General features: G+C 35.8%; 17 protein-coding genes. 13 read left to right on the top strand and 4 right to left on the bottom strand.

Features of this window, described 5'->3' with window-relative positions; all coding sequences use genetic code 11:
- Window positions 1–558 carry a hypothetical protein gene (locus tag ASE40_RS16335; protein ID WP_057118182.1) on the bottom strand — a complete coding sequence of 186 codons (558 nt, stop codon included), beginning with the start codon at window positions 556–558 and terminating at the stop codon, window positions 1–3.
- A 130-nt stretch (window positions 559–688) separates the two neighbouring features.
- On the opposite strand from ASE40_RS16335, the gene ASE40_RS16330 reads away from it, so the two are divergent.
- The 3 genes from ASE40_RS16330 (at window position 689) to ASE40_RS16320 (ending at window position 3933) form a co-directional block, all read left to right on the top strand.
- The gene (locus ASE40_RS16330; protein WP_057118180.1) at window positions 689–1585 is read left to right on the top strand and encodes a LysR family transcriptional regulator; all 897 of its coding nucleotides are present in this window, start codon (window positions 689–691) and stop codon (window positions 1583–1585) included.
- Window positions 1586–1822: 237 nt separating this feature from the next.
- Window positions 1823–2506 carry an SDR family NAD(P)-dependent oxidoreductase gene (locus ASE40_RS16325; protein ID WP_057118178.1) on the top strand — a complete coding sequence of 228 codons (684 nt, stop codon included), beginning with the start codon at window positions 1823–1825 and terminating at the stop codon, window positions 2504–2506.
- 14 nt (window positions 2507–2520) lie between these two features.
- Window positions 2521–3933: an SDR family oxidoreductase gene (locus tag ASE40_RS16320; protein ID WP_057118176.1), complete on the top strand. Its 1413-nt coding sequence runs from the start codon at window positions 2521–2523 to the stop codon at window positions 3931–3933.
- A gap of 87 nt (window positions 3934–4020) precedes the next feature.
- Here ASE40_RS16320 and ASE40_RS16315 read toward each other — a convergent pair whose 3' ends face one another.
- A complete protein-coding gene (locus ASE40_RS16315; RefSeq protein ID WP_057118174.1) occupies window positions 4021–4212 on the bottom strand; it encodes a cold-shock protein in 192 nt (63 codons plus the stop codon).
- Window positions 4213–4674: 462 nt separating this feature from the next.
- On the opposite strand from ASE40_RS16315, the gene ASE40_RS16310 reads away from it, so the two are divergent.
- Entirely contained in the window at window positions 4675–5463 is a 789-nt protein-coding gene (locus ASE40_RS16310) for a polysaccharide lyase (RefSeq protein WP_057118172.1), read from the top strand.
- A 108-nt stretch (window positions 5464–5571) separates the two neighbouring features.
- Here the strand turns inward: ASE40_RS16310 and ASE40_RS16305 are convergent, their stop codons facing one another.
- Window positions 5572–6363 (bottom strand): glucose 1-dehydrogenase, encoded by a 792-nt coding sequence (locus ASE40_RS16305; protein WP_057118170.1) that lies wholly within the window; start codon window positions 6361–6363, stop codon window positions 5572–5574.
- Between the two features lie 46 nt (window positions 6364–6409).
- Window positions 6410–6997 (bottom strand): TetR/AcrR family transcriptional regulator, encoded by a 588-nt coding sequence (locus ASE40_RS16300; protein WP_057118168.1) that lies wholly within the window; start codon window positions 6995–6997, stop codon window positions 6410–6412.
- Window positions 6998–7187: 190 nt separating this feature from the next.
- Between ASE40_RS16300 and ASE40_RS16295 the strand changes: the two genes are divergently transcribed.
- From ASE40_RS16295 to ASE40_RS16255, 9 genes are all read left to right on the top strand, one after another.
- The gene (locus ASE40_RS16295) at window positions 7188–8219 is read left to right on the top strand and encodes a LacI family DNA-binding transcriptional regulator (RefSeq protein WP_057118165.1); all 1032 of its coding nucleotides are present in this window, start codon (window positions 7188–7190) and stop codon (window positions 8217–8219) included.
- A 679-nt stretch (window positions 8220–8898) separates the two neighbouring features.
- The gene (locus tag ASE40_RS16290) at window positions 8899–11988 is read left to right on the top strand and encodes a SusC/RagA family TonB-linked outer membrane protein (protein WP_057118163.1); all 3090 of its coding nucleotides are present in this window, start codon (window positions 8899–8901) and stop codon (window positions 11986–11988) included.
- 12 nt (window positions 11989–12000) lie between these two features.
- Complete coding sequence (locus ASE40_RS16285) at window positions 12001–13941, top strand: RagB/SusD family nutrient uptake outer membrane protein (RefSeq protein WP_057118161.1); 1941 nt, start codon at window positions 12001–12003, stop codon at window positions 13939–13941.
- Between the two features lie 137 nt (window positions 13942–14078).
- Entirely contained in the window at window positions 14079–15809 is a 1731-nt protein-coding gene (locus ASE40_RS16280; RefSeq protein WP_057118159.1) for a glycoside hydrolase family 43 protein, read from the top strand.
- A 104-nt stretch (window positions 15810–15913) separates the two neighbouring features.
- On the top strand, window positions 15914–17149 hold the full coding sequence (locus tag ASE40_RS16275; RefSeq protein ID WP_057118157.1) for an SGNH/GDSL hydrolase family protein: 1236 nt from the start codon (window positions 15914–15916) through the stop codon (window positions 17147–17149).
- A 19-nt stretch (window positions 17150–17168) separates the two neighbouring features.
- The gene (locus ASE40_RS16270; RefSeq protein WP_082586822.1) at window positions 17169–19886 is read left to right on the top strand and encodes an alpha/beta hydrolase-fold protein; all 2718 of its coding nucleotides are present in this window, start codon (window positions 17169–17171) and stop codon (window positions 19884–19886) included.
- Window positions 19887–19957: 71 nt separating this feature from the next.
- Complete coding sequence (locus ASE40_RS16265) at window positions 19958–22486, top strand: glycosyl hydrolase 115 family protein (RefSeq protein WP_057118156.1); 2529 nt, start codon at window positions 19958–19960, stop codon at window positions 22484–22486.
- Window positions 22487–22538: 52 nt separating this feature from the next.
- Window positions 22539–24851: a glycoside hydrolase family 127 protein gene (locus ASE40_RS16260; protein ID WP_057119791.1), complete on the top strand. Its 2313-nt coding sequence runs from the start codon at window positions 22539–22541 to the stop codon at window positions 24849–24851.
- Window positions 24852–24903: 52 nt separating this feature from the next.
- Window positions 24904–26481, top strand: coding sequence for a glycoside hydrolase 43 family protein (locus ASE40_RS16255; protein ID WP_057118154.1), 1578 nt, complete (start codon window positions 24904–24906; stop codon window positions 26479–26481).
- Window positions 26482–26493 lie beyond the last annotated feature (12 nt).

Here is a 26493-nt window from a genome sequence, read left to right as displayed (position 1 = left end):
TTAAAAAGGTAGATTATATTTTCCAAATAGCGCTTTGTTCTCAATACTTTTTGCAAACAGCGGTGTTTCTTCATGATTATGAGCGTCAGAAGCATCCTGTCTTGCTTTTGCAGCATCGGCTAGAGAAATTCCGTGTTGTTTGATGAAATCTAAAAATTCAGGAGTCGCGGTTGCATGAATGGTATTAGTAAATTTTGTTGTTGTATCATCTATTTTATCTGCTTTCAACTCCCAAAGAACCTGTACTTTAGATCTTCCGCCTGCAGTAATAGTATCAGAAATTGAAAGCATTCGGCAATAATCAGCACGATATTCATCAAAAATATAATGCTGTACAACAAGTGCTGTTCCCACATATTCTACATTAATAGACATCGGTATACCTTCAAAATTAGAAGTTATTCCAGCAGCAATATGGTTAACAGAACAACGTTGATATTCTGCATCCGGCAGGTTAAGCAGCCAGTCGGCAATATTAATTTTTTCAATTGGAGCATTAATTATTGCTGAAACAATTGATGCTGATAATGCGTTTTCGGGTGTTTGTAAAATTTCCATCTTTTCTGTTTTTTAAATTAACTTATGTCAAAGTTCTGCAATATAAACCAATCGTGGAAATGAAATTTTTAGATGTAATCGATCGAAATTTTCGATTTAGAGTTGTACTTTTATAAAAAAATTAAAGAAAATGGAACTTCGTCAATTGAAATACTTTGTCCGCGCGGCAGAACTTTTAAATTTCACACAGGCTGCAGATGATTTATACATTACTCAAAGTACATTATCTCATCAAATAAAAGAATTAGAAAATTCATTAACGGTTCTTCTCTTTGACAGAGTAGGAAAGAGGGTTAAACTTACGGAAGCGGGTGAAATTATGCTGGATTACGCCCGGAAAACGATTCGTCAGGCAGAAGAAGGAAAACAGGTTTTAATGGATTTGAATAATTTAAAAACCGGTAAAATAACTATTGGTTCCACTTACGGACTAGTAAATTTACTTCTTCAAACGATTACGGAGTTTAATGAGGAATTTCCGGATATCCAGATTCAGCTAGTGCTGGGCTCTACTTCAGAATTGCTTCAAAAAATACGCTTGTATGAAATTGATTGTATGCTGTCTTTTATGCCTTCCTGTCAGGATCAACAGCTTGATATAATGCCATTATTCTCTGCCAATCTCTCTTTGATTCTTCATAAATCGCATCCGTGGAGTAAACTTAAAAAGATAGGGCTTCAAAAAATTACTGAATTAAACTTAGTGCTGCCATCTCCAACTTATAGTATCAGAAATTTTCTGGATGAAACGCTTCTAAAAAATAACATAAAATTGAAGGCAAAAATAGAGATCAATGATATTCATAGTCTATTGGAACTGGTTAATACAAAAAAATGGTTTACTGTATTAATGAATTCTTCCTTATTTGATTTCTCTGAACTTGTTGCAGTTCCAATTGAAGGTAAAAACATGAGCCGTGAGGCAACTTTAATATTTCCTTCGGGAATTTACCGCAAAGCTTCACTCTCACTTTTTAATAATTTATTAAAGAAAAAGATTGCTGTGATGAATTTAGAAAAGGCGTAAATTCATATGATTTGTTTTTAGCACTTAGTAAATAAAAAGAAAATAGCTTTTAACTTATTGGCTGACTTTGAAAATCAATCCATTCTAATTTAATGTCACAAATGTTATTTTGTTTAATATTTTTCGAAAATAATTAAACAAATTCTTATCTTTAACATGGATATCGAACGTTATCACAATTAATAAAACAAGAATAAATTGTTTTTACATTAAAAAATAAGTAGCTAAATAAGAAAAATGAAAAAAATTGTCATCATCGGGGGAAGCAGAGGAATTGGCAATGCTATTTTGCAGCAGCAGCTTGAAAAACATTTAGTATATAATATCAGTCGGACTATTCCAGATTTTTCCCATCCTAATTTGATTCATTTTTCAGTTGATGTGCTGCAGGATGAATTGCCTGATATTGAAATTATTGATGCTTTAATATACTGTCCAGGATCAATAAATCTCAAACCTATTTTGAGTTTAAGCATTGACGATTTTAGAAACGATTTTGAAATTAATGTGATAGGTGCCGTTAAAGTGATTCAGCATTTTCTGCCTGCATTAAAGAAAGGGAAAAATCCTTCTATTGTTTTATTTAGTACCGTTGCGGCAAAACTCGGAATGCCTTTTCATTCCAGTATCGCGGCATCAAAATCAGGAGTAGAGGGACTTACTAAATCACTAGGTGCGGAACTTGCTCCTTTGGTTCGGATCAATGCTATTGCTCCCACAATCACGGAGACTTCGTTATCTGCTTCTATTTTAAGAAACGATCGCATGAAGGAAAATATGATGGAACGGCATCCTATGAAAAATTACCTAAAACCACAGGAAGTTGCTCGTATGGCAGATTATCTGATATCTGAAGATGCAGCTTCAATTTCCGGACAGATTTTCCCGATGGACTATGGATTGGTAAGCTTTAAATTATAAAGATAACTTAAGAAATGAAAATTCTTTTAACAGGCGCTACAGGTTATATTGGCAAGAGGCTTTTGCCCTTGTTATTAAGTCATGGAAATGAGGTAGTTTGCTGTGTAAGAGATAAAAGCAGGTTTCATTTTCCTGAAAACTTTATAAATAAAATAGAGGTTGTCGAAGTTGATTTTCTGGATCCTGAAAGCATTAAAAATATTCCCGATGATATTGATGCGGCTTATTACCTCATACATTCCATGTCCGGTGCTTCTAATTATGATGAACTCGAAAGTATTTCGGCAAATTATTTCATTGAAAAAATAAACCAGACAAATGCAAAACAGATCATTTACCTTAGTGGAATTGTAAATGACCAATCATTATCCAAGCATTTATCATCAAGAAAGGCAGTTGAAGAAATTTTAAAAACCGCTTCAGTTCCATCGACTGTGCTCAGAGCGGGAATTATAGTAGGATCAGGAAGTGCATCTTTTGAAATAATACGGGATCTGGTCGATAAACTGCCGATTATGATTACTCCAAAATGGCTCAATACTAAATGCCAGCCAATTGCAATCAGCGATGTTTTAGAATTCTTAATTCGGTCACTCTTAAATCCATTAACTTATAATCAAAGTTTTGACATTGGCGGACCTGATGTATTGACTTATAAAGAGATGCTCTTGGAGTTTGCCAAAGCAGAAAAACTAAAGAGGTATATTTTTACGGTACCGGTCATGACTCCAAAATTATCTTCGTACTGGCTTTATTTTGTAACCTCAACTTCTTTTAAACTCGCCTCTGCGCTGGTTAGCAGTATGAAAGTAGAGGTAATCTGCCGCGATAATAATATTAATAGTATACTGGGAGTTAAACCTATTACTTACCGCCAGGCATTAGAAAGAGCTTTGAAAAAGATTAGTGAAGATGACATCATTTCGAGCTGGAAAGATTCGCAGGTTAGCGGACGGTTTAAGGGTGCTGTTTCTCAATATCTTAAAGTTCCAAAAAAGGACTGTTATATTGATAGAAGGAAAAGAACCATAATAAATAGGGAATATACAATTGCACGAATTTGGTCTATAGGCGGCGAAACCGGATGGTATTATGCCGATTGGCTCTGGGAGTTACGTGGATTCATCGATAAAATTTTTGGAGGTGTCGGTACTCGAAGAGGAAGGACAAATAAAAATGAAATACATGCAGGAGATGCACTGGATTTCTGGCGGGTTGTATATGCCAATAAATCTGAAGGAAAATTGATTTTATACGCCGAGATGAAACTTCCTGGTGAAGCCTGGCTTGAATTTAAAATAATCAATAATACTTTATACCAAGCTGCAACTTTTAGGCCGGAAGGTCTTATGGGAAAAATATACTGGTATTCCGTTCTGCCGTTTCACGGTTTTATTTTTGACGGCATGCTTAAAAAATTAATTTAGTTAAGTACGAATGATTTGTTGAACTGGTTAAAATGAAAAAGCACCTGTTTTAGGCAGGTGCTTTTTATAAACTTGTTCTATAGTATGTTATGCTATCACTACGTTTACTGCGTTTGGACCTCTACGGCCTTCTTCTATGTCGTATCGAACTGAATCGTTTTCACGAATGTTTTCTGATAAACCAGATACATGAACAAAAACTTCGTTTCCGCCATTATTAGGTGTTATAAATCCGAAACCTTTTTCTTCATTGAAGAATTTTACTGTACCTTCTTGCATATTAAATATTTAATTTGTTCAAATGTAACGTATTAAATATTGGAAAGTGCCTTTAAAATTTTTAATTATGTTTTTATTAACTTTTAGCCGCAAGTGTTTGGATTAATACTTATTGGATAAAATCTACTTGTGCATTCTTTTGCAAAATAAATACAAAAACAGATTTACTGGATTTTTTTGTATCTAAATACGTACTTTCTTACTCCTGAAATTAATAGTAATTATTCAACTTTACAGTATCTATTACAACAGGTCTAACGCCATAGATGCTTATCGTACTGAACAATAAAAATTCAAACAAATTTTTCAAGTTCAGGATCATTTTTATGATCGTATCAAAATAAAAACCTTGTTTTTGTTTGCGTAACCATGGATGCCCATTTTAAGGATTAGGGTAAGCTTCTGTTCAGTTTCAAATGCTGTGATAAGATTAATTATTTACTAACTATTAATTTTTTTAAAATGAAAAGAGCCTTAAAATTTTCAAGTTTGCTGGTTATTATGGCATTAGTGTTTAGTTCCTGTGAAAAGGAGCAAGATTTGAATGAGCCGCAAAGCGTTCAAAAGGATGAATTGCAGGTTGTTGAAAACGGCAGCGTAGCGGGTAATGATGCTCCAGCAGGCAGTACTACTGCAAAAGGTACTGCTGGATCAAGAACGATTACATTGCAGACAAATACATTGTCATGTCCTAGTGGTTTGTGCACCTCTTATGGTGTTTGGTCAACAGGGGTTTACACCGTTTGGTTCCAGATGAGATTTAATTCTGGATTTTATTGGAGCAGAGGTGGTAAATGTGGATATGGAATTCTAATTGGTGATCAAAATACCGGCGGTGACCCAGGATGGGATGGCAATGGAGGCAGTGCCAGATTTATGTGGTATTGCCCAAGTGGGTCAAACACTGCAAAAGGAAGCGGTGCTTATTTGCAGCCTTATGTTTATTACAAAGATCAGCCGGGCCAATTTGGTAATGATTTTGGAAAGAAATACTACATACAAGAGGGAGTGACCTATAATTGTCAAATATCTGTTAAGTTAAATACTGGATCAAATACTAACGGATATGTGAAATACTATGTTAACGGTACCGAGATATTGAATCAGACAATTCGATGGGTGACAAACGATGCGAAGCGAAATGTGAATGCAGTAAGTCTGCACACCTTCCGTGGCGGAAGTCAAAATTACTGGACAGCTCCTGTAACAAGTTCTATTTACTATCCTAGCGCTTCTTGGGATGCGCAATAGAATTTATATGCTATAAAACAATATCGTTAAAAAGTATATAACAGCATTACATAAAAAAACGGATCATAGCTTAACCTATGATCCGTTTTTAAGATAAAGTTTATTAATTTATGAATTACCATATAGGTTTGATTCACCTCCGTCAATTGCAATTGTCTGACCGTTTACATACTGACACTCATCGCTAAGAAGAAAGGCCACGAGGTTACCCACATCTTCAGGTTTACCTAATTTTCTTGTAGGGTTTCTTTGTGCGTATGTTGTTTCAGCTGCTTTAGGGTCGGCTGGGTTTACCTGTTTAAAAGCTTCAGCTACCATCGGGGTTAGGATAGCACCAGGTGCGATTGCATTGGTAAATATTCCATCTTTACCATATTCAATTGCTGCATTTTTTGTCATACCAGAAACGGCATGTTTACTTGCTACATATGGCATTTGATTAATAACACCTCTAATTCCGCCTACTGAAGCTACGTTTACAATTTTTCCTCCACCTTGTTTCTGCATTACAGGAATCACGTATTTCAGACCGTAATAGACACCCATAAGGTTAATGTCAATTACTTTTTTAAAAATATTGATATCGTAGTCAACTAGTGGTGCCTGTTTCCCTTCAATACCTGCATTGTTGTAGAATCCATCAATACGGCCAAACTCTTCAACTGTTTTGTCTACATAATTTTTGACCGCCTGTTCATCTGAAACGTCAGCGACTATAGTTATGATTTTTGCAGCTGGTGCGGCTGACTGGATTTCTGCTTTTGCTTTTTCGAGTGCTTCGGCGTTGTAATCTACTATAGAAAGGTTGGCTCCTTTTAATGCTACGGCTTTACTTGCTGCAAGTCCCAGCCCCATAGCTGCACCTGTAATTATGATTGTTTTGTCTTTAAAAATGCTCATGATATATAGTATTAAATGTATTAATGAAAAATTTGTGATTTAAAGTTTAAAATTGTTTGTTCATGCCCCTCCATATCATATCAAAGTAGTCATCCACGAGTTTTTGGCTTAATGGGAACAACTTTTGGATAATCCCTGTGGAGCAGGAGCGTACCGCCCCATCAAAAAAGCTGATAAGCATAATAGCATCCAGTTCTTTTATAATTCCTTCCTGCTGTCCTTTTTCTAAAAGATCATACAGTGGTTTATTCTGCATTTCATATTCTGCAAGTTGTTTGGAGAAATTCAGCTGTATGTATCCAGACTGTTGATACTGATCGATAAATATAGTTTCGTCATAATTTTTTAACCTATAGTTCAGCATATTGATATAAATCTTCTTAAGTGATTCCTTTACAGGTAGATTAATATCAAAGTCCTGGTACATTGCCTGTGTCATTTTGTCTTCTACCGCTGCATAGGCCGACTGTACGACCTCTTCTTTATTTTTGAAATAGATATAAAGGGTTCCTACAGCAACTCCAGCTATTTTACTTATACCTGAAATATTAACGCTTGCTAATCCCTGTCTGCCTGTAAGTGCATAAACAGATTTTAAAATTTTCTCTCTTTTAAAAGGGTCTAAAGGTCTCATACAGTAAAGTTAAATGAATTAATATTCATTTAAGCATAAAAATGAAAATTATAACTTTTTTTTAAGGAGTTGGTTTAAGGGGGTTAAGTAGAAATAAGATACAACAAAATCACATTTTCCAATTATGTAGGACCAGTCCTTTCGTTTTAAAATTATATCTATATTTACATTTACTAATACTTGTATAGTAATGGAAGAGCATAGACATGTAACTATTTACGATATTGCAGCGAGACTTAATCTGGCCACATCGACTATTTCAAGAGCCTTGAAAGACCATCATACTATAAGTGATAAGACTATTAAAAAAGTAAAAAAAACAGCAGAAGAAATGGGCTTTGTTCCTAATACTTTGGCTGCGGGATTAAGAGGTAACAAGTCTAAAACGATTGGTGTTTTAATTCCAACTATCACTCAGCCTTTCTTATCATCACTAATTAGCGGGATTGAAATTACAGCTAGAAAATCTGATTTTTCAGTTATTATTATGCAGTCGCACGATTCATATGATGAGGAAGTTAATATGGCAAAATCACTTTATAGCAGCAGAGTAAGCGGTGTTATTTGTTCGCTGGCAATGGAGACAAAAGATACTTCTCATTTTCAGCAGTTTTCAAATAATAACATACCTCTTGTATTTGTCGACCGAGTTCCCAAAGGTTATAATACTTTTAGGGTTGTAATTGATAATTATACCGCTGGTTATAAGGCAACAAAACATCTTATTGAACAAGGCTGTAAAAGAATAGCCCATATGACTGCAGGCGGAGAATTTGGTAATCTTTACAATGAAAGAAAAAGAGGTTATATTGATGCATTAACAGAACATGGTCTGCCATTGAAAGAGGAATTAATTATAAATCTAAAGGCAATGACCTATGATGATGGTGTAAAGGCTTGCAATAAGCTGTTCAGTTTAAAACCACCGCCAGATGGGCTTTTTGCACCAGGAGATATTCTTGCTGTAAGTGCTGTGCAGACAGCTAAAAAGAGAGGTATTAAAGTGCCTCAGGATTTAGCTGTAATTGGCTTTAATAATGATCCTATTTCAGAAATAATCGAGCCCAATATTTCAACTATTACGCACCCTGCTGAAAAAATGGGAAAAGCAGCTGCAAATATTATTATAGATAATATTAAATCACTCAAGGAAGAAGAAGCCAAAGAAATAACTTTTCTTAATACAGAGGTTCTTATTCGCGAATCTTCAAAAAGATTATAATTTTTTATACTCAAAGAAAACTATTCTTTACTATTTAAATTATCATAATCAGAGAGCGTTACAATATGTTTAAAACGGTTTCTGATTTCGAAAGCATTTAAAAGTTAATTATATTCCGACATCTACGAAAATTGATTTTTTATTTTTTGAATAAATCTTCTTTCTCTTCTATAAAATTTAATTGTAAAAACCTTTCGTGTACTGCGAAAGGTTTTCTTTTTTGAAAAACAATCGATTGTTTTAGGTTGCATTTAATCTTTTTATTGACCTCTATTATAGAACAATATTTGTAATGTACTATTTTACTGGTAATTTTTAATGGTCTGAAACTACTAGAAGTAGTAAATCTTAATTTTTTTTAAATAAAAACCAAAATTTATCTTTTTATATTTTCTTTAAGAATAAAGCAGTAGTGTCTTATTTTTATTAAATTTTGCTACAACGTTGTAGTTGTTTTTGATATATTATTAATATTTTGGGATTAATTATGAGATAATTATTTTTTTAGACGTTATTTTTTTTATAGTGTGTAAAAAATAATTACACAACCGATTGTGTTTGAAATATATTTTTTTACATTTGTAATAAATACACTTATAAGTAGTACTACATTTTAACCTTAAAAGTGTTAAAGAAAACTTACTAACAAAAACCAATTTTAATAATTAAATCCATTTTTATGAATAATTTTTTTATTACAAGTAAATCGAAGCATTGCAAAGGCTTTGGTTTTTTGATCCTGTTGTTTTTGGCCTCATTTCAAATGAAGGCACAAACAACAGTTACAGGCACAGTTTCGGACGCAAGTGGTCCAATTCCTGGAGTGAATGTTACTTTAAAAGGAACAAAAAACGGGGTAAGCACTGGTTTCGATGGAAACTATCTTATAAGTGCTCCTTCAAATGGTGTACTCGTTTTTAGTTTTATAGGCTTCAAAAGCAAAGAAATTAATGTAAATGGACAAACTAAAATCAATGTACTTTTAGAGGAAGACTCAAATAACTTAAAAGAAGTGGTCGTTATTGGATATGGTACCCAAATTAAGGAAGCTGTTACAGGATCGGTTGCTTCATTGGGAGGGAAGGAATTAAATGAAGTGCCTGCGGCTAATATTACTCAAGCCTTGCAAGGAAGACTGACTGGGGTTGAGATGACACAAACTTCTTCTAAGCCTGGGGCAGCCATGCAGATCAGAATACGAGGAACAAGATCCCTTACAGGTAGTAATGATCCGTTGGTTGTACTCGATGGAGTTCCGTTTGCAGGTTCCATAGGAGATATTAATCCTGCAGATATTAAGTCGGTTGATATTCTAAAAGATGCTTCTGCAACTGCTATCTATGGTTCGCGTGGAGCTAATGGTGTAATTTTAGTGACTACCTTAAAAGGGAAAAAAAATCAAAAAGCAACATTTTCATATAACGGTTTTAGCGGAATAAAACAGGTTTTTTCAAGATATCCTATGATGGATGCCTCTAAGTTCGCTGCACTTCGTGATTATACAGGCTTGTATGTAGATGGTGTTGACGAAAAAAGAAATGTAAATACAGACTGGCAAGATTTATTATACGGTTCTGGAGAAATGATTAGTCACGATGTAAGTGTTTCGGGAGGAAGTGAAACGGGAGCTTACAATGCAGGTTTTGGGTATTACAAAGAAGAATCAGTTCTTCCTGGTCAAAAATATGAGCGTTTCAGTCTTAGAGCAGGTTTAGACCAGCAGATTAACCGATCTATCCGCATAGGTTTTAATACCAATAGCAATTACAGCATTACAAATGGAGATAATATCGGAACAGGAACTATTCTAGGGACTTCACCGCTGGCTAATCCATACAATGCAGATGGTTCTCTGAAAAGAACAGTCAGCATGGCGGCTGATGATCAATGGGTTTACACCAGACAATCCATTAAAAGCTTAGGAGATTCTTATGTTAATCTAAATAGAGCTTTCAGTTCTTATAATAACATTTTTGCAGAAGTTAAAATTCCTGGTATTGACGGACTGAAATACAGACTTAATACTGGTTTAAATTTAAGAACATCAAATGCAGGATATTATGAAGGTCAGGGAGTTTTTGACGTTAACCCTACGACACTTTCTAATGCTGCAATAACAAATGGCTGGTCTACGCAATGGCTGCTGGAAAATTTAATCACTTATGATAAAACTTTTGCACAGAAACATACCGTGAATTTTGTAGGATTGTATTCAAACGAGCAGTATACAGGACAGAGTTCTAGAGTGACTCGAAACGGAATTACCTCTGATGCCTTCCAGTTTTATAATTTAGGACAAAGCGAGGAAGAAGCTGTAATTAACCCTGCAGATCAAGATTATACCCAATGGGGATTAACATCGTATATGGCAAGGTTAATGTACTCTTATGACAATCGTTACTTTATATCTGGAACAGTACGTTCCGATGGTTCATCAAGATTATCTCCTGGAAACAAATGGGTGACTTATCCTGCGGTTTCTGCTGGATGGACACTTTCAAATGAGTCATTCCTTAAAGATGTTAAAAGCATTAGCCTATTGAAATTGAGAGCAGGGTATGGTGAAACTTCCAATCAGGCAGTATCTCCGTACGCAACTCTTGGAGCTTTAAGCACAAGACCATACAATTTCGGAAGTAATAATTCAACTGGAGTATATGTTACTGAGCTTCCAAATCCTAATTTGGGATGGGAGTTTTCAACTACATGGAACTACGGTTTAGATTTCGGATTTTTTAATAACCGTTTATCCGGTACAGTCGAATATTATAAAACAAATACCAAAAATCTATTACAGCGAGTGGGACTGCCTGCAACATCTGGTGTGAGCAGCTATGTGGCAAATGTGGGAGAAACAGAGAACAAAGGTTATGAAATCTCGTTGAATGGAGTTATACTTGATAATCCTAATGGTGTTACATGGTCTGTTGGAGTTAATTTTTATAAAAATGAAAATAAGCTTGTTGCTTTAGCCTCAGGGGCAAGCCGTGACGAAGCAAACAATTGGTTTGTTGGATATAATATTAATTCCATTTTTGATTATGAAAAGACTGGAATCTGGCAGGAAGGCGATCCGTATATGTCAATTTTAGAGCCAGGCCCAACAGGAATTAATCAGCAGGGAACAGTTGTAGGATCTATTAAAGTTAAATATACTGGAGAGTATAATCCAGACGGTTCACCAGCTCGTGCGATAAATGCAAGCGATCGCCAGATTATTGAAACAGATCCAGATTTTCAAGGAGGTTTCAATACCAATGTAACCTATAAAGGATTCGATTTTAATGCAGTGGGGGCATTTAAAAGCGGAGGAGTCTTAATCAGTACGCTGTATGGTGGAGCAAGTTATTTGAACTTATTAAACGGACGAAGAAGCAACGTTGATGTAGATTACTGGACTCCAGATAACAGAGATGCAGAATTCCCTAACCCAAGAGGTATCCGAAGTGGAGACAATCCTAAGTACATGTCAACAATGGGATATTTTGATGCATCCTATGTAAAAATCAGAGCAATTACTCTTGGATATACTATCGATCAGACTTTTACAAGAAATCTGGGTATAGATAAATTAAGACTGTATTTTACAGCACAGAATCCGTTTGTTTTATTTTCTCCATATCATGATAAATCTGGAATGGATCCTGAAACTAATTCACTAGGTGATGAAAACCAGGCAGTGGCATCGTATCAAAGAAGATTCTCTGTTATTGGTACCAATACACCTACAACCAGAAATTATTTATTTGGACTTAATTTAACATTTTAATCAGATACAGATATGAAACGATATATTTTTAAAAATTTAATTATAGGGTCAACAGTATTACTTTCATTAGCTGGCTGTTCAGATATATTAGAGGAAAAACCTCATGATTTTTACGAACCGGGTTACTTTAAAACAGAGCAGGGAGTTAAGCAGGGATTAACCTCTCATTATGCACATTTACGCTGGATTTATGGTCAGGCTTATTTTTACAATTCCAGTCAGACAGGAACAGACGAGGCAACATATGCTCAGAGCGCTGACGGAAATTTTAAAGATCATGATTTATCAGGAGTAGGTATTATTAATCCAACGTCAAGCCGTTCAGATGTTTTGTGGAATAATTCGTATTATGATATCAATACCGCTAGTGGTATTATTGAGAATGGAGCTGCCGTAGGAGTTGCCAGCAGCTTAATTGCAGAATCTAAATTTTTTAGAGGTTTTGATTACTTTTTGCTGGTTCAGACTTTTGGAGGTGTGCCATTGGATTTAGGAGCTGGAGAATTAAAGTTTAACAGTAAGCCTTCAAGATATTCAAAACGTAACACGGTTCCAGAAGTGTATACAAAAGCTATTTTCCCAGATTTACTTGCTGCAGTTAATGATCTTCCTGATGCTCCAAGGCTCACAGGTACAGTAACCAAAACTGTTGCACGACTATTTTTGGCAAAGGCGTATCTTACTTATGGCTGGTGGCTGGAGAACCCTAATAATATTCCAACTTACCCAGACACTCCAAGAACAGATCCTGACGGACATAATGCGCAATGGTACTTTCAGGAGGCTTATAACATTGCTGTTGACGGAATAAATAATCCAGGTTCTTATGGATTGCTTGACTCTTATTATGATGTTAATGTGGGATCAAATGACAGAAATAAAGAAGTAATGCTGTATGCTGATCATACAGAGAGCAGTGAATATTACAATGGAGCAAGTCTTACTTATGGAAGCGGTGGTGCCCCAGATAACTTTTCTGGGTGGATGGTTACGTGGAATTATACTGCTATTCGAAGCAAAAACGGAACAGCAGCAGTTTCATCAGTACAAAGAGAAGCAAATCAATTTTTAGGACGCCCATGGACAAGAATGGCTCCGCCTATTGAAGTTTTTACCAATACCTTCGCAGACAAGATTAATGATTCTAGATATGACGGAACATTTGCGACAGTTTTCAGAGGCAATTGGAATCTTCAGGGAACAGGTCTTACAGGCGTGGCAACGCTAACCAATGCAAATGGTTTGACCATTAAGCCAGGTGATGCTGTTTTAACTTTCCTTGATGACGAACCACTAACTCCAATAACTTATCCTTCAGGACAAGGAGACAGCGGAGTTGGAGCGGGAGTTCTTCCAGGTAGAGCTGATTATGTGATTTCTCCAAAAGGAATAAGCAGAATAGTATACCCAGGTTTTTGGAAATTAGGTCCTTACAGAACAGATAATGCAGGAGGACTAGGACAGCCTAATGCTGGAAGTACAAGACCATTTCCTGTAGCAAAATTTTCAGAATTATATCTTGTTGCCGCCGAAGCTGCAGTGAAAGGAGCAACAGGATCTTTAAGCGCTAGGTCACTTGTAAATGTATTGAGAGCCAGAGCCGGAAAATGGAGATGGAACAATAATGGAAATACCACAAAAATACAGGATAACAGCGCGGCTATGACAAGTGCAACTCCAGCTGTAATTGATATTAACTACATTCTTGCCGAACGCTCACGCGAGTTTTTTGGAGAAGGATACCGTTGGTATGACTTAGTGAGAACACAGAAGTGGAATGAAATTGCTGGAAAATACTCTATAGGAGGTTCTAACTATGGACAACACACACCAGAAGTAGTGACCAGAACAATTGAACCACATCATTATCTAAGACCTATTCCACAGGCGCAGATTGATGGAATGGAAATGTCAGCTGATGAAAAAGCTGCATATCAGAATCCAGGGTATTAAGTTCTATCTTATAAACTAATTGTATACAGATAGAGATAAAGTCTTATGGTTTATTTAAGTTAGTTTTAATAAAAAGCCGGGAGTATCCATCTCGGCTTTTTAATATTTTTCGAATATATTTTAATAAATACAATACAATGATCAAGAAAAAAAAGTTTCTCCTATCAGTTGCAGCTTTGTTTTGCTCTGTCTTTATTCATGCTCAGGGAAGCACAGTTTCAAAAATGAAAAACAGTAAAAAGCCTATTTTTTCTAAGGTTTATTATATGGGAGACGACCAGATTTATAAAAACAATCCCTTAAAAGAGGATGAATTTTATTCGCCAATTCTACAAGGATGTTATCCTGATCCGGCTATTACAAGAAAAGGTGACGACTATTACATGGTATGTTCTTCATTTGCGATGTTTCCAGGAGTGCCGATTTTTCATTCTAAAGATTTGGTAAACTGGACTGATTTAGGTGGGGTATTAAATAAAGTTTCAGAGTTTAATCCTCATGATACTGGTATCAGTGCAGGAGTTTATGCACCAGGCATTACTTATAACCCTCATAATGATACTTTCTATATGATTGTAACGGCTTTTACTGGTAATATGGGAAATATTATTGTAAAAACGAAAGATCCTAAAAAAGGATGGGGAAGCCCGATTAAATTAGCTTTTAACGGAATTGATCCTTCTATTTTCTTTGATGATAACGGGAAAGGTTATGTGGTACACAATGATGCTCCTGATAAAGGAAAAGAATTGTACAGCGGACATCGTGTAATTAAAGTCTGGGAATATGATTTAGAAAAAGATCAGGTAATTCCAGGGACAGATAAAATTATAGTGGATGGCGGAGTTGATCTTTCAAAGAAACCTATCTGGATTGAAGCTCCTCATTTATACAAAAAAGACAATCATTATTATTTAATGTGTGCCGAAGGAGGTACAGGAGGAAATCATAGTGAGGTAGTTTTTATTAGTGATAGTCCAAAAGGGCCTTTTAAACCATCATCTAATAATCCAATCCTTACTCAAAGATATTTCCCTCAAAACAGACCAAACAAAGTAGATTGGGCAGGACATGCTGATTTAGTGCTTGGACCGGATAATAAATATTACGGTGTATTTCTAGGAATTCGTCCAAACGAAAAAGACAGAGTAAATGCAGGACGCGAAACATTTATGCTTCCGGTAGATTGGTCAGGTACTTTTCCTGTTTTTGAAAATGGCTTGGTTCCAATGGGGCCAAAATTAAAAATGCCAAATGGAGTAGTAAACAAAACTGGTAAAGATGGTTTTTTCCCTAATGGAAATTTTACATTTACAGAGAATTTCACCTCAGAAAAGTTAGATTACAGATGGATAGGATTACGAGGCCCAAGAGAGCATTTTATTTCTATTGTTAAAAAAGGATTACAGATTAATCCATTTCCTGTAAATATCCAAGAATTAAAACCAACCTCTACATTATTTTACAGACAGCAGCACAATACTTTTTCTTTTGAAACTACATTAGAGTTTAAACCAGAATCTGAAAAAGATCTGGCAGGAATTGTATGTCTGCAGAATGAACGCTATAATTATGTTTTTGGAGTAACTAAAAAAGGAAAAGATACTTATATACTGCTGGAAAGAACAGAAAATGGACAGTCAGCAATTGTGTCAAGTGCAAAAATAGAAATTAAAGGAGCATTACGCCTTCAAGTTAAAGCTGCTGGAGATAGTTATCAGTTTAGTTACGCATTAAATGGTGCGGATTTTCAAAATCTGGGAAGCGCAGTTTCAGGGGATATCCTTTCAACAAACGTAGCTGGCGGATTTACAGGAGCTTTGGTAGGCTTATATGCCACTTCATTTAATAACGCGCATCCGAAATAGAATTTTCAAACTCTCATTATTGATAAAAAGAAGAGTTTACGGAAAGAGAAGTACTTCATCACTGTGCTTTTTGGAAAAAATAAAGATGTTTTAAATTAACAGGTATGATAAAAAGACATTTAAAATATGTATTGTTTTTGCAGCTTTTTATTTTAATTTCAGGATGCAAGACCAATCAAGCACTAGAAAATTCGTCTAAAAAGTCAGCTTCAGCAAACTGGGTAGGATCGTGGGCTTGTGCACAAATGCTTGTAGAACCAAACAATATGCCTCCAGCCCCAGGTTTGGCCGAAAATACACTTCGCCAGATTATAAAAGTTTCTATAGGAGGAGAGCAAATCCGTCTTCGTTTTTCAAATATATTCAGCGATCAGGTTACCGTTTTAAAGAAAGTTACTGTAGCCAATGTAATTGACGCTCCGGCAATTGATAAAAAGACACAAAAGAATCTTAGTTTTAATGGAAATCAGGAGATAATACTAAATCCAGGACAGGAAGTGTTTTCAGATATGCTGCATTTTCAATTAAAACCTGGTCAGCTGCTTGCTATAACTATTTATTATGGAGCCGCATCACAAAAAACATCTGGACATCCTGGGTCTAGAACAACATCCTATATTCTGCCAAGTGATAATCTTGATAATGACGTTTTTTCTAATGCCGTAAAAACAGATCATTGGTACTCCATTATGGGACTAGATGTAGTGGCTTCAAAAAATGCGTCTAATATTGTTTGTTTAGGAAATTCCATTACTGATGGACGCGGATCTGGCACAAACAGGCAAAATCGCTGGACAGATATTTTAGCAGCTAGATTGAGAGAAGATAAAACGACTGCAAATGTTGGAGTTTTGAATTTAGGGATAGGAGGAAATTGCGTTGTAAAAGGCGGACTAGGCCCAACAGCATTAGACCGTTTTGATCGTGATGTACTTTCGCAGGCAGGTACAAAATGGCTCGTAATTTTAGAAGGCATAAATGACATAGGCGGAATTAAGCGAGCAGAAGATGCTCCTGTAAAAGCGCAGGAAATTATAGATGCTTATAAAATTATGATTGAGAAAGCACATGCCAGAGGCATAAAAGTATATGGATGTACAATTCTGCCTTTTCAAAAATCATTTTATGATGCACCTTTCAAACAAGAAGCAAGAGATATCGTAAATGCATGGATTCGAAACAACAATTTTGATGCTGTGATAGATTTTGACAAAGAAATGGCATCAGCAACTGATTCTAAAACTATCTTGTCAAATATGCATGACGGCGATTTTTTACATCCAAACGAACTGGGATACCAAAGGATGGGTGAAGTAGTAGATGTAAACTTATTTAAATAAACAGATTTAACACGATACCATGAAATCAATAATTAGATTTTTCGCAATAGCGCTCCTTTTTTTAACAGGACAGAATGGATATTCTCAGGATCCAAATTTTCATGTTTATTTAAGTTTTGGACAGTCCAATATGGAAGGCGCTGCTCCTATAGAAGCTGAAGACAAAATAAATGTAGATCCACGCTTTCAGGTTCTGGAAGCAGTAAATTGCCCTGATTTGAATCGTGAAATGGGTAAATGGTATACAGCAATTCCGCCTTTATGCCGATGCAAAACCGGATTATCTCCAACAGATTATTTTGGAAGAACAATGGTTGCCAATCTTCCTAAAAACATAAAAGTAGGAGTGGTAAATGTTGCAGTGGGAGGGTGTAAAATTGAGCTTTTTGATAAAAATAATTTCGAAAATTATGTCAAAACAGCACCAGACTGGATGCTGGGAATGATTAAAGAATATAATGGCAGTCCGTATGCGAGACTTGTAGAGATGGCAAAAATTGCGCAGAAAAAAGGCGTTATAAAAGGTATTTTACTGCATCAGGGAGAATCTAACACAGGTGATACGCTATGGCCAAAAAAGGTAAAAATAGTATACGACAACCTGATGAAAGATCTAAACCTTGATCCTAAAAAGGTGCCGCTGCTTTCTGGAGAAACCGTTCATGAAGAACAAAAAGGAAAATGTGCCAGCATGAATAAAATCATTGCAACACTGCCTCAAACCATTCCAACTTCTTATGTAATTTCATCAAAAGGCTGTGCAGTAGCTTCGGATTTACTGCATTTTAGTGCTGCAGGATATAGAGATTTAGGAAAACGTTATGCAGAAAAAATGCTTTCGTTATTAGGGTATAAATCAAATAACACAAATGAACCCTTTATAGTTCAGGCGCCAGTAGGATTTGACCAGTTAGACAATGCAGTTCCAGCGGGAAAAATAGAAATGGTAAGCTATGATTCAAAGACAGTTGGGACAATTAGAAAAGCAGCTGTTTATACACCGCCTGGATTTAGTATAAGCAAAAAATACCCAGTTTTATACCTTTTACATGGAATTGGAGGAGATGAAAAAGAATGGCTTAACGGAGGGAATCCGCAGATTATATTTGACAACCTTTATGCAGAAGGAAAATTACAGCCCATGATTGTGGTAATGCCAAACGGCAGAGCCATGAAAGATGACAGCGCTACTGGAAATATAATGGCACCAGACAAAGTGCAGGCGTTTGCAGATTTTGAAAAAGATTTATTGAAGGATTTAATTCCTTTTATTGAAAAAAAATATAATGTTTACAAAGATAGAGAGCACCGTGCCATTGCAGGATTATCTATGGGAGGCGGACAATCTCTGAATTTCGGATTAGGGAACTTAGACAAGTTTGCTTGGATAGGCGGATTTTCATCTGCTCCAAATACTAAGAAAACAGAAGAGTTAGTGCCTAATCCCGAAGAAACCAAAAAGAAATTGAAACTGCTTTGGATTTCTTGTGGAGATAATGACTGGCTGCTGGAAAACAGCAGACGAACTCACGATTACTTATTTAAAAACAATGTGCCTCACATTTATTATCTCGAACCTGGGGTTCATGATTTTAAAGTATGGAAAAACAGCTTATACATGTTCTCTCAGTTATTGTTCAAATCTGTTGACGAGTCAAGTTTTGCAAAATATACCGTTTTAGGAACGACAGCCCAAACAAACATACGTAACGCAAAATATCCTCAGATTCTGCCGGATAACAGGGTAGTATTCAAAGTAAACGCACCTGAAGCATCAAAAGTGCAGATAGATCTTGGAAGAAAGTATGATATGCTGAAAGACGGTCAGGGCGTTTGGAATGTTACAACTGATGTAATAAACGGAGGATTTAATTATTACTCGCTATTAATTGACGGTGTGGCAGTTGCAGATCCATCAAGCGAAACTTTTTTTGGAATGGGACGTATGGCCAGCGGAATAGAAATTCCTAAAAGAGATGGCGATTTCTATGAATTGAAAACCGTTCCGCATGGAGAAGTAAGAATAATGAAATATTTTTCTAAAGGAACTAATTCATGGCGTGAAATGTATGTATATACGCCTCCAGGATATGAAACTTCATCCGAAAAATTCCCTGTGCTGTATCTATTGCATGGAGGAGGTGAAGACCAAAGAGGATGGAGTACTCAGGGAAAAGCAAATTTGATTTTAGATAATTTAATTGCAGAAAACAAAGCAAAGAAAATGCTTATTGTAATGCTTGACGGAAATATGGGAAACACAGGTGGTATTGCAGGTTTTAGCGAAGAAACATTAAAAGCATTTGAAAATGAGTTGAAAAATGGAGCAATACCTTTTGTTGAAAATAATTTTAAAGTTGCAACAGACAGCAAAAATAGAGCTTTAGCAGGTTTATCAATGGGAGGGCTTCAGACGCTTTATGCAGGAATAAAAAACTCCGCTATGTTTTCAAGTCTTGGAGTATTCAGCTCAGGTTGGTGGGCAAATAATCCAAAATTATCAGATCCTCAATATGAATTTATAAAAAACAACGCACAGTCTATTAATGCTAATCTAAAAGATTTCTGGATTTCTATGGGAGGAAAAGAAGATATAGCCTATGAGAACTGTAAAATCATGATGCAGAAATTGGATCAATCAGGCATTAAATATAAATACAGTGAATATTCTGGCGGACACACCTGGCCAGTATGGAGACATGATTTGTTCCTGTACTCACAGTTGCTGTTTAAATAACAGAATAAAACAGAATTTAAAGATTTTGATTTAAAATAAACTACCAGGAATGTCTTGATAATAAACACCTCATGAAAAACTATTTGAAATTTATAAGCACTGTAATTATTGTTTTAATAAGTACTATTTCAAAGGCTTCTCAGCCCTTTATAACAGAAGAGAGAAACCAGAATGTTATGGTGCTGAAAGAAAAGTCTTTATCACTCTCTCTTTGGGTAAATCCAAATTTGGATGCAGGTATTTTGCGTGCTGTAAATAATCTTCAGTCAGATTTTGAAAAAGTTACCGGCCAGCGTCCTAATATTTTAAATCAAAATCCCAATACTTCATCACCACTCATTATTATTGGAATGATAGGAACAAATTCTGTTATTGATGATTTAATTAAACAAAAAAAAATCGAAGGAAAAGAACTCAAAGGCAAAAATGAGAAGTTTATTATACAGCAGGTTAAAAACCCTTTCAAGGGCGTAGATGAGGTGCTTGTAATTGCAGGAAGTGATAAACGCGGTACAATTTACGGAATTTATGAGTTATCCAGACAAATTGGCGTTTCTCCATGGTATTACTGGGCAGATGTACCCGTAAAACATAAAGAAAATATTTATTTTATTAAAGGAATTTATACAGATGGAGAACCAGCTGTAAAGTACAGAGGGATTTTCCTGAATGATGAAGCACCTGCATTAAGCGGCTGGGCAAAAGCTACTTTTGATGGTTTCAACAGCAAATTTTATGAAAAAGTTTTTGAATTAGTACTTAGGTTAAAGGGCAATTACATGTGGCCTGCAATGTGGGGAAATGCATTTTATGACGATGATGCGGCCAGTGGGCCTTTGGCAGATGAAATGGGAATTGTAATGGGCACTTCCCATCATGAGCCAATGGCTTTGGCGCAGACAGATTGGCGTCGATACATCAAAAAAAATAATCTGCCTAATATATGGGATTACTCCAAAAATAAGACAGTTTTAGACGAATTCTGGAAAACAGGAATTCAGCGAAGCAAAAATTGGGAAAAGCTGGTAACCATTGGAATGCGCGGTGATGGCGATGAAGCAATGAGCGAAGGCACTAATATTAGCTTACTGGAGAATATTGTAAAAGAACAGCGTAAGATCATTGAGAAAGAAACAGGTAAAAGCGCCAATAAAACACCTCAGGTTTGGGCTTTATATAAAGAGGTTCAGGATTATTACGATCAGGGAATGCGCGTTCCTGATGATGTAATTCTCTTGTTCTGTGATGACAACTGGGGAAATGTCCGCAAACTTCCAGATCTTTCAAAACCCCTACATAAAGGCGGATACGGAATGTATTATCATTTTGATTATGTGGGCGGTCCAAGAAATTCAAAATGGATTAACATAAGTCCGATACAAAGGGTCTGGGAACAAATGAATCTTAGCTATGAAAACGGGGTCGATAAAGTTTGGATTGTTAATGTTGGTGACTTAAAGCCAATGGAATTCCCAATCAGCTTCTTTTTGGACATGGCTTGGAACCCTAAAAATTTCAATTCTCAGAATCTCTTTCAATATACAGAAAACTGGGCAGCAGAGCAGTTTGGGAGCAAATATTCTAAAGAAGTAGCCAGACTATTAAATACCTATCCGAAATTTAATCGTCGCGTTACTCCAGAAATGCTGGACAGCAAAACCTATTCTTTAGAAAATTATAATGAATTTGAAACAGTTGTTAATGAGTATAAAAACTTAGCCCTTGATGCTTATAGAGTCTACAATGAACTTCCTAAAGAGTATAAAGATGCTTATTTTCAACTTGTTTTATATCCAATAGATGCCTGCTGTAATCTTTATGAAATGTATTTTGCACAGGCAAAAAATATGAAACTGGCAGCCGAAAAAAATAGGCTGGCCAATTATTATGCAGATCAGGTTAAAGTTAAATTTGAGCGAGATTCTATTCTTCAAAATAAATACAATAATGAGATTTCTGGCGGCAAATGGACTCATATGATGGATCAGATGCGTATAGGCTATAAAGCTTGGCATGATGGTCCTAAAAATATTCTTCCAGACGTAAAATATCTTTCTGATAAGGAAATTGTTGATCCGAAAGTTTTTATAGAAAAAGATGGCTATGTATCGATTAATGCAGCTCATTTTTCTAAAATGAATAATTCTAAAAAAATACATTGGGAAGTAATTCCAGATTTTGGAAAAACATTGAGTGGTATTACAACATTTCCGCAAAATAGTTACTCAATGGAAGCAGATAATGTTTTTGTGGAGTACGAAATTAATTTTACTTCAGCGGGAGAATTTACGGTAGAACTTTTACTTGCTCCAACGCTGAATTTTAACAGTAATAAAGGACTTCGATATGAAATATCTTTTGATGGAGAAAAACCACAACTCGTAAATTTTAATGGTCATTATAAAGGAGAATTAGGAAAATGGCAGGCAGAACACATGATTCATTCTGTCACTAAAGATAACATTCTGAAATCAGGAAAACATATACTTCGTTTCAGGGTTTTAGATCCAGGAATTGTGCTTCAAAAAATTTTGATCGATACAGGCGGTTTGAAGCCTTCTTATTTGGGAGCTCCAGAAAGTGATAGAGTAGCTGAATAAGTTTTAGGAGACTTTTGGTAGATAAAAAAATATTAAAATGATTAAAAAAAACATGAAAAAGCATTTATTTAATCTGCTGTTTTTCTTTGGGTTTTCTACATTAGCTCAAGCGCCATCAGATCTAAAAGCCAATGTATCGGCTCAAATGCAGTTATTTGATTTAAGCGCAGTAAAACTAAAAGAAGGACCATTTAAAAATGCGCAGGATGTAGATCTGAAATATATTTTAGCATTAGATCCCGATAAACTTTTAGCGCCTTATTTATTAGAATCTGGGCTTCCGCCAAAAGCAGATCGCTACGGTAACTGGGAAAGTATAGGACTTGACGGACATATCGGCGGACATTATCTTTCTGCTTTATCTTTAATGTACGCATCTACTGGAAATAAAGTACTTAAAGACAGATTAGACTATATGCTTTCAGAATTGGCACGCTGTCAGGATAAAAATGGCAATGGTTATGTTGGCGGTATTCCGCAGGGTAAAGTGTTTTGGGACAGGATTCATAAAGGAGATATTGACGGAAGCAGTTTTGGATTAAACAATACCTGGGTCCCGATCTATAACATTCATAAACTTTTTGCTGGTCTAATTGATGCTTATCAGTATACTGGAAGCAAGAAAGCGAAAGAAATAGTAATAAAATTAGGAGATTGGTTTATAGAATTAATCCGTCCGCTTTCTGATGAGCAGATCCAGAAAGTTTTAGCTACAGAGCACGGAGGCATAAATGAATCTTTTGCCGATCTGTATATCATTACAAAAAACAAAAAATATCTTGAAACGGCTGAACAATTATCTCAAAAAGCTTTCCTGAATCCGTTATTGCAGAAAGAGGACAAACTCACTGGTCTGCATGCCAATACACAAATACCAAAAGTTGTTGGTTTTGAAAAGATTGCTGTTCTTTCTGATCATAAAGAATGGTTAGATGGGGCAGTGTTTTTTTGGGATAATGTTACACAAAAAAGAACAGTTGCATTTGGAGGAAACAGCGTTTCAGAACATTTTAATCCCGTAAACGATTTCAGCGGAATGGTCAAATCGAATGAAGGTCCGGAAACCTGCAATTCGTACAACATGGAACGTCTTGCAAAGGCTTTGTTTCTCGATAAAAATGATGTGCATTATCTGGATTTTTATGAACGTACGCTTTACAATCATATTCTTTCCAGCCAGCATCCAGAAAAAGGTGGTTTTGTTTATTTTACGCCTATTCGTCCAAATCATTACCGTGTTTATTCTCAGCCCCAGACAAGCATGTGGTGCTGTGTGGGTACGGGGCTTGAAAATCATGCCAAGTACGGAGAATTAATTTACAGCCGTTCCCAAAATGATCTTTTTGTAAACCTTTTTATTCCGTCGGTTTTAAAGTGGGAAGAAAATGGAATAGAGATAGAACAAACCACAAAATTCCCTTATGAGAATCAGACAGAGTTAGTCTTAAAACTTAAAAAATCAAAAAATTTTACCTTGAATATCCGTTATCCAAAATGGGCTGAAAATTTTGAAATACTCGTTAACGGAAAAGAGCAGAAAATAGCATCTCAACCATCTGAATATGCTGCGATTTCACGAAAATGGAAATCGGGAGATAAAGTAACCGTCAGATTTAAAATGTCGGTACATTTAGAAAATCTTCCTGACGGCTCTAATTGGAGTGCATTTGTAAAAGGACCAATTGTGCTGGCTGCAAAAACTTCAACTGAGGGATTAGACGGTTTATTTGCAGATGACAGCCGAATGGGACATGCTGCCAGAGGAAAATTTATTCCGCTTGATAAAGCCTATGCACTGGTTGGGAATAAAGCAGCTTATATTTCAAAACTTCAGGATTTAGGAAACTTAAGATTTCGTTTAGACTCATTAGAATTAGAACCTTTTTTCGAGGTGCATGACGCTCGTTATCAAATGTATTTTCAAACGTACTCCAAAGAAGAATATAAGGAAAAGCAGAAGTTGCTGAAACAGCAGGAAATCGAGGCTATGGCGCTTGAAGAGAAAACAATAGATAAAATAAATTGCGGAGAGCAGCAGCCAGAAGTTGATCATTTGTATAAAGGAGAAAAAAGCAGTTCTGGCTACGAGGACGGAAAGTTCTGGCGAAATACAAGCTCTTATATTTCTTATCAGATGCTCAACAAAAACAGCAGCGGGCGGTCTTTGCATATAAGCGTTTTAGATGAATTGAATATTGACAACATTAGTATTTTGATTAATGAAAAGCCGGCTGTAATAACTTCAGCCGATAAAAAAATGATCAAAATAAAAATAGACAGCAGGGATGTGCTGAATATTAAAATTCTAGCTAAAGACGGAAAAATCAGTCCGAAACTCTATCAGCTTAGAATTGTTACGAATTAACGAATAATATCTCGGTTGTACATTTTTCAGAAATTCCGAAAATAAAACTACAATGAAAACAAAAGATTTTATATATGCTGTTTTGGCAATTACATCGATCGTTTTGACGAGTCAGGCGCAAAAAGGACAGGCGCAGAATCCCATTATTTTCGCAGATGTCCCTGATTTGTCTATAATCAGGGTTAACGACACTTACTATATGAGCAGTACCACAATGCACATGAATCCTGGGGTGCCAATTATGAAATCTAATGACTTGGTGAATTGGCATCTTGTTAATTATGCCTATCAAACTTTAGAAGATAACGATGACAGACTGAATTTAAATCATGGCAAAAATGACTACGGCAGGGGTTCATGGGCGAGCAGTCTGCGTTATCACAATGGTGTATATTATGTGAGCACTTTTTCAGGCACGACGGGTAAAACCTATATTTTTTCTACAAAAGATATTGAAAAAGGACCATGGAAGAGGACTGTTTTAAACAATTCCTATCATGACCATTCCCTTTTCTTTGACGATAATGGTAAAGTCTACCTTGTTTGGGGTGGAGGAAAACTTCAAATTGTAGAATTAAAAGAAGATTTATCAGCAGTAAAAGAAGAAACTAAGAAAGTTTTAATAGAAAATGCCAATACTCCCGCGAAGAGTGATATTATGCTGCCGGCAGAAGGATCACAGCTTTTTAAAATTAAAGGAAAATATTATCTATTTAATATCTGCTGGCCCAAAAATGGGATGCGTACCGTAATCATACACAGAGCAGATAATATTATGGGGCCTTGGGAAGGAAAAATAGGACTTCAGGACTTGGGCGTTGCACAGGGCGGGATTATTGATACTCCCGACGACAGATGGTTTTCTTATTTATTTAGAGATGCAGGTGGTGTTGGCCGCATTCCTTACCTGGTTCCTGTAAAATGGGAAAACGGCTGGCCAATACTAGGAGAAAATGGTAAAGTACCTCAAATGCTAGATCTTCCAGCCAATAAAAGCTTAATTCCCGGAATTGTAAACTCAGACGAATTTAATCGTAAAAGTGGAGAAAATGACCTGCCTTTGGTTTGGCAGTGGAATCATAATCCAGATAATGCGAACTGGTCTGTTAAAGAAAGAAAAGGTTATTTAAGATTAAAAACATCCAGAATAGACAGCAGTTTTACGCAGGTAAAAAATATTTTGACACAAAGAACTTTTGGGCCTGTATGTTCTGGAACTACAGCGATCGAGATTTCAAAAATGAAGGAAGGAGATTTTGCAGGGCTTTCATTGCTGCAAAAGGATTTTGGCTGGGTTGGAGTAAAAGTGGATCATGGAACAAAAAGGATTGTCATGATAGATGCTGACAAAGGAAATCCAAAGGAAGTAGAAAGTGTTCCATTAAATCAGGACAAAATATATTTAAAAGCCGAATGTGATTTTAGGAATCAAGCAGATCAGGGAAGATTTTATTACAGTTTAGATGGAAAAAAATGGATCAGTATAGGAAAATCTATCAAGATGCCATACACAATTCCGCATTTTATGGGTTACCGATTTGGGCTGTTTAATTACGCTTCTAAAACTGCTGGCGGTTTCGCTGATTTTGATTATTTCCGTATTGACGATAAGATTTCAAAAAACAATTAATCTTTATAAAAG

The sequence above is a fragment of the Flavobacterium sp. Root935 genome (genome assembly GCF_001429295.1).
Lineage (GTDB): Bacteria > Bacteroidota > Bacteroidia > Flavobacteriales > Flavobacteriaceae > Flavobacterium.
Note: the sequence above shows the minus strand (reverse complement) of the source record. Positions and strands in the feature narration are given on the sequence as shown.

What these genes read in the sequence shown, in the direction of transcription:
- ASE40_RS16320 (WP_057118176.1), top strand. Translation starts at nt 2,521, where the DNA reads ATGAAAATTCTTTTAACAGGCGCTACAGGTTATATTGGCAAGAGGCTT.
- ASE40_RS16300 (WP_057118168.1), bottom strand. Translation starts at nt 6,997, where the DNA reads ATGAGACCTTTAGACCCTTTTAAAAGAGAGAAAATTTTAAAATCTGTT.
- ASE40_RS16325 (WP_057118178.1), top strand. Translation starts at nt 1,823, where the DNA reads ATGAAAAAAATTGTCATCATCGGGGGAAGCAGAGGAATTGGCAATGCT.
- ASE40_RS16335 (WP_057118182.1), bottom strand. Translation starts at nt 558, where the DNA reads ATGGAAATTTTACAAACACCCGAAAACGCATTATCAGCATCAATTGTT.
- ASE40_RS16295 (WP_057118165.1), top strand. Translation starts at nt 7,188, where the DNA reads ATGGAAGAGCATAGACATGTAACTATTTACGATATTGCAGCGAGACTT.
- ASE40_RS16285 (WP_057118161.1), top strand. Translation starts at nt 12,001, where the DNA reads ATGAAACGATATATTTTTAAAAATTTAATTATAGGGTCAACAGTATTA.
- ASE40_RS16315 (WP_057118174.1), bottom strand. Translation starts at nt 4,212, where the DNA reads ATGCAAGAAGGTACAGTAAAATTCTTCAATGAAGAAAAAGGTTTCGGA.
- ASE40_RS16275 (WP_057118157.1), top strand. Translation starts at nt 15,914, where the DNA reads ATGATAAAAAGACATTTAAAATATGTATTGTTTTTGCAGCTTTTTATT.
- ASE40_RS16260 (WP_057119791.1), top strand. Translation starts at nt 22,539, where the DNA reads ATGAAAAAGCATTTATTTAATCTGCTGTTTTTCTTTGGGTTTTCTACA.
- ASE40_RS16330 (WP_057118180.1), top strand. Translation starts at nt 689, where the DNA reads ATGGAACTTCGTCAATTGAAATACTTTGTCCGCGCGGCAGAACTTTTA.
- ASE40_RS16310 (WP_057118172.1), top strand. Translation starts at nt 4,675, where the DNA reads ATGAAAAGAGCCTTAAAATTTTCAAGTTTGCTGGTTATTATGGCATTA.
- ASE40_RS16290 (WP_057118163.1), top strand. Translation starts at nt 8,899, where the DNA reads ATGAATAATTTTTTTATTACAAGTAAATCGAAGCATTGCAAAGGCTTT.
- ASE40_RS16305 (WP_057118170.1), bottom strand. Translation starts at nt 6,363, where the DNA reads ATGAGCATTTTTAAAGACAAAACAATCATAATTACAGGTGCAGCTATG.
- ASE40_RS16255 (WP_057118154.1), top strand. Translation starts at nt 24,904, where the DNA reads ATGAAAACAAAAGATTTTATATATGCTGTTTTGGCAATTACATCGATC.
- ASE40_RS16265 (WP_057118156.1), top strand. Translation starts at nt 19,958, where the DNA reads ATGAAAAACTATTTGAAATTTATAAGCACTGTAATTATTGTTTTAATA.
- ASE40_RS16280 (WP_057118159.1), top strand. Translation starts at nt 14,079, where the DNA reads ATGATCAAGAAAAAAAAGTTTCTCCTATCAGTTGCAGCTTTGTTTTGC.
- ASE40_RS16270 (WP_082586822.1), top strand. Translation starts at nt 17,169, where the DNA reads ATGAAATCAATAATTAGATTTTTCGCAATAGCGCTCCTTTTTTTAACA.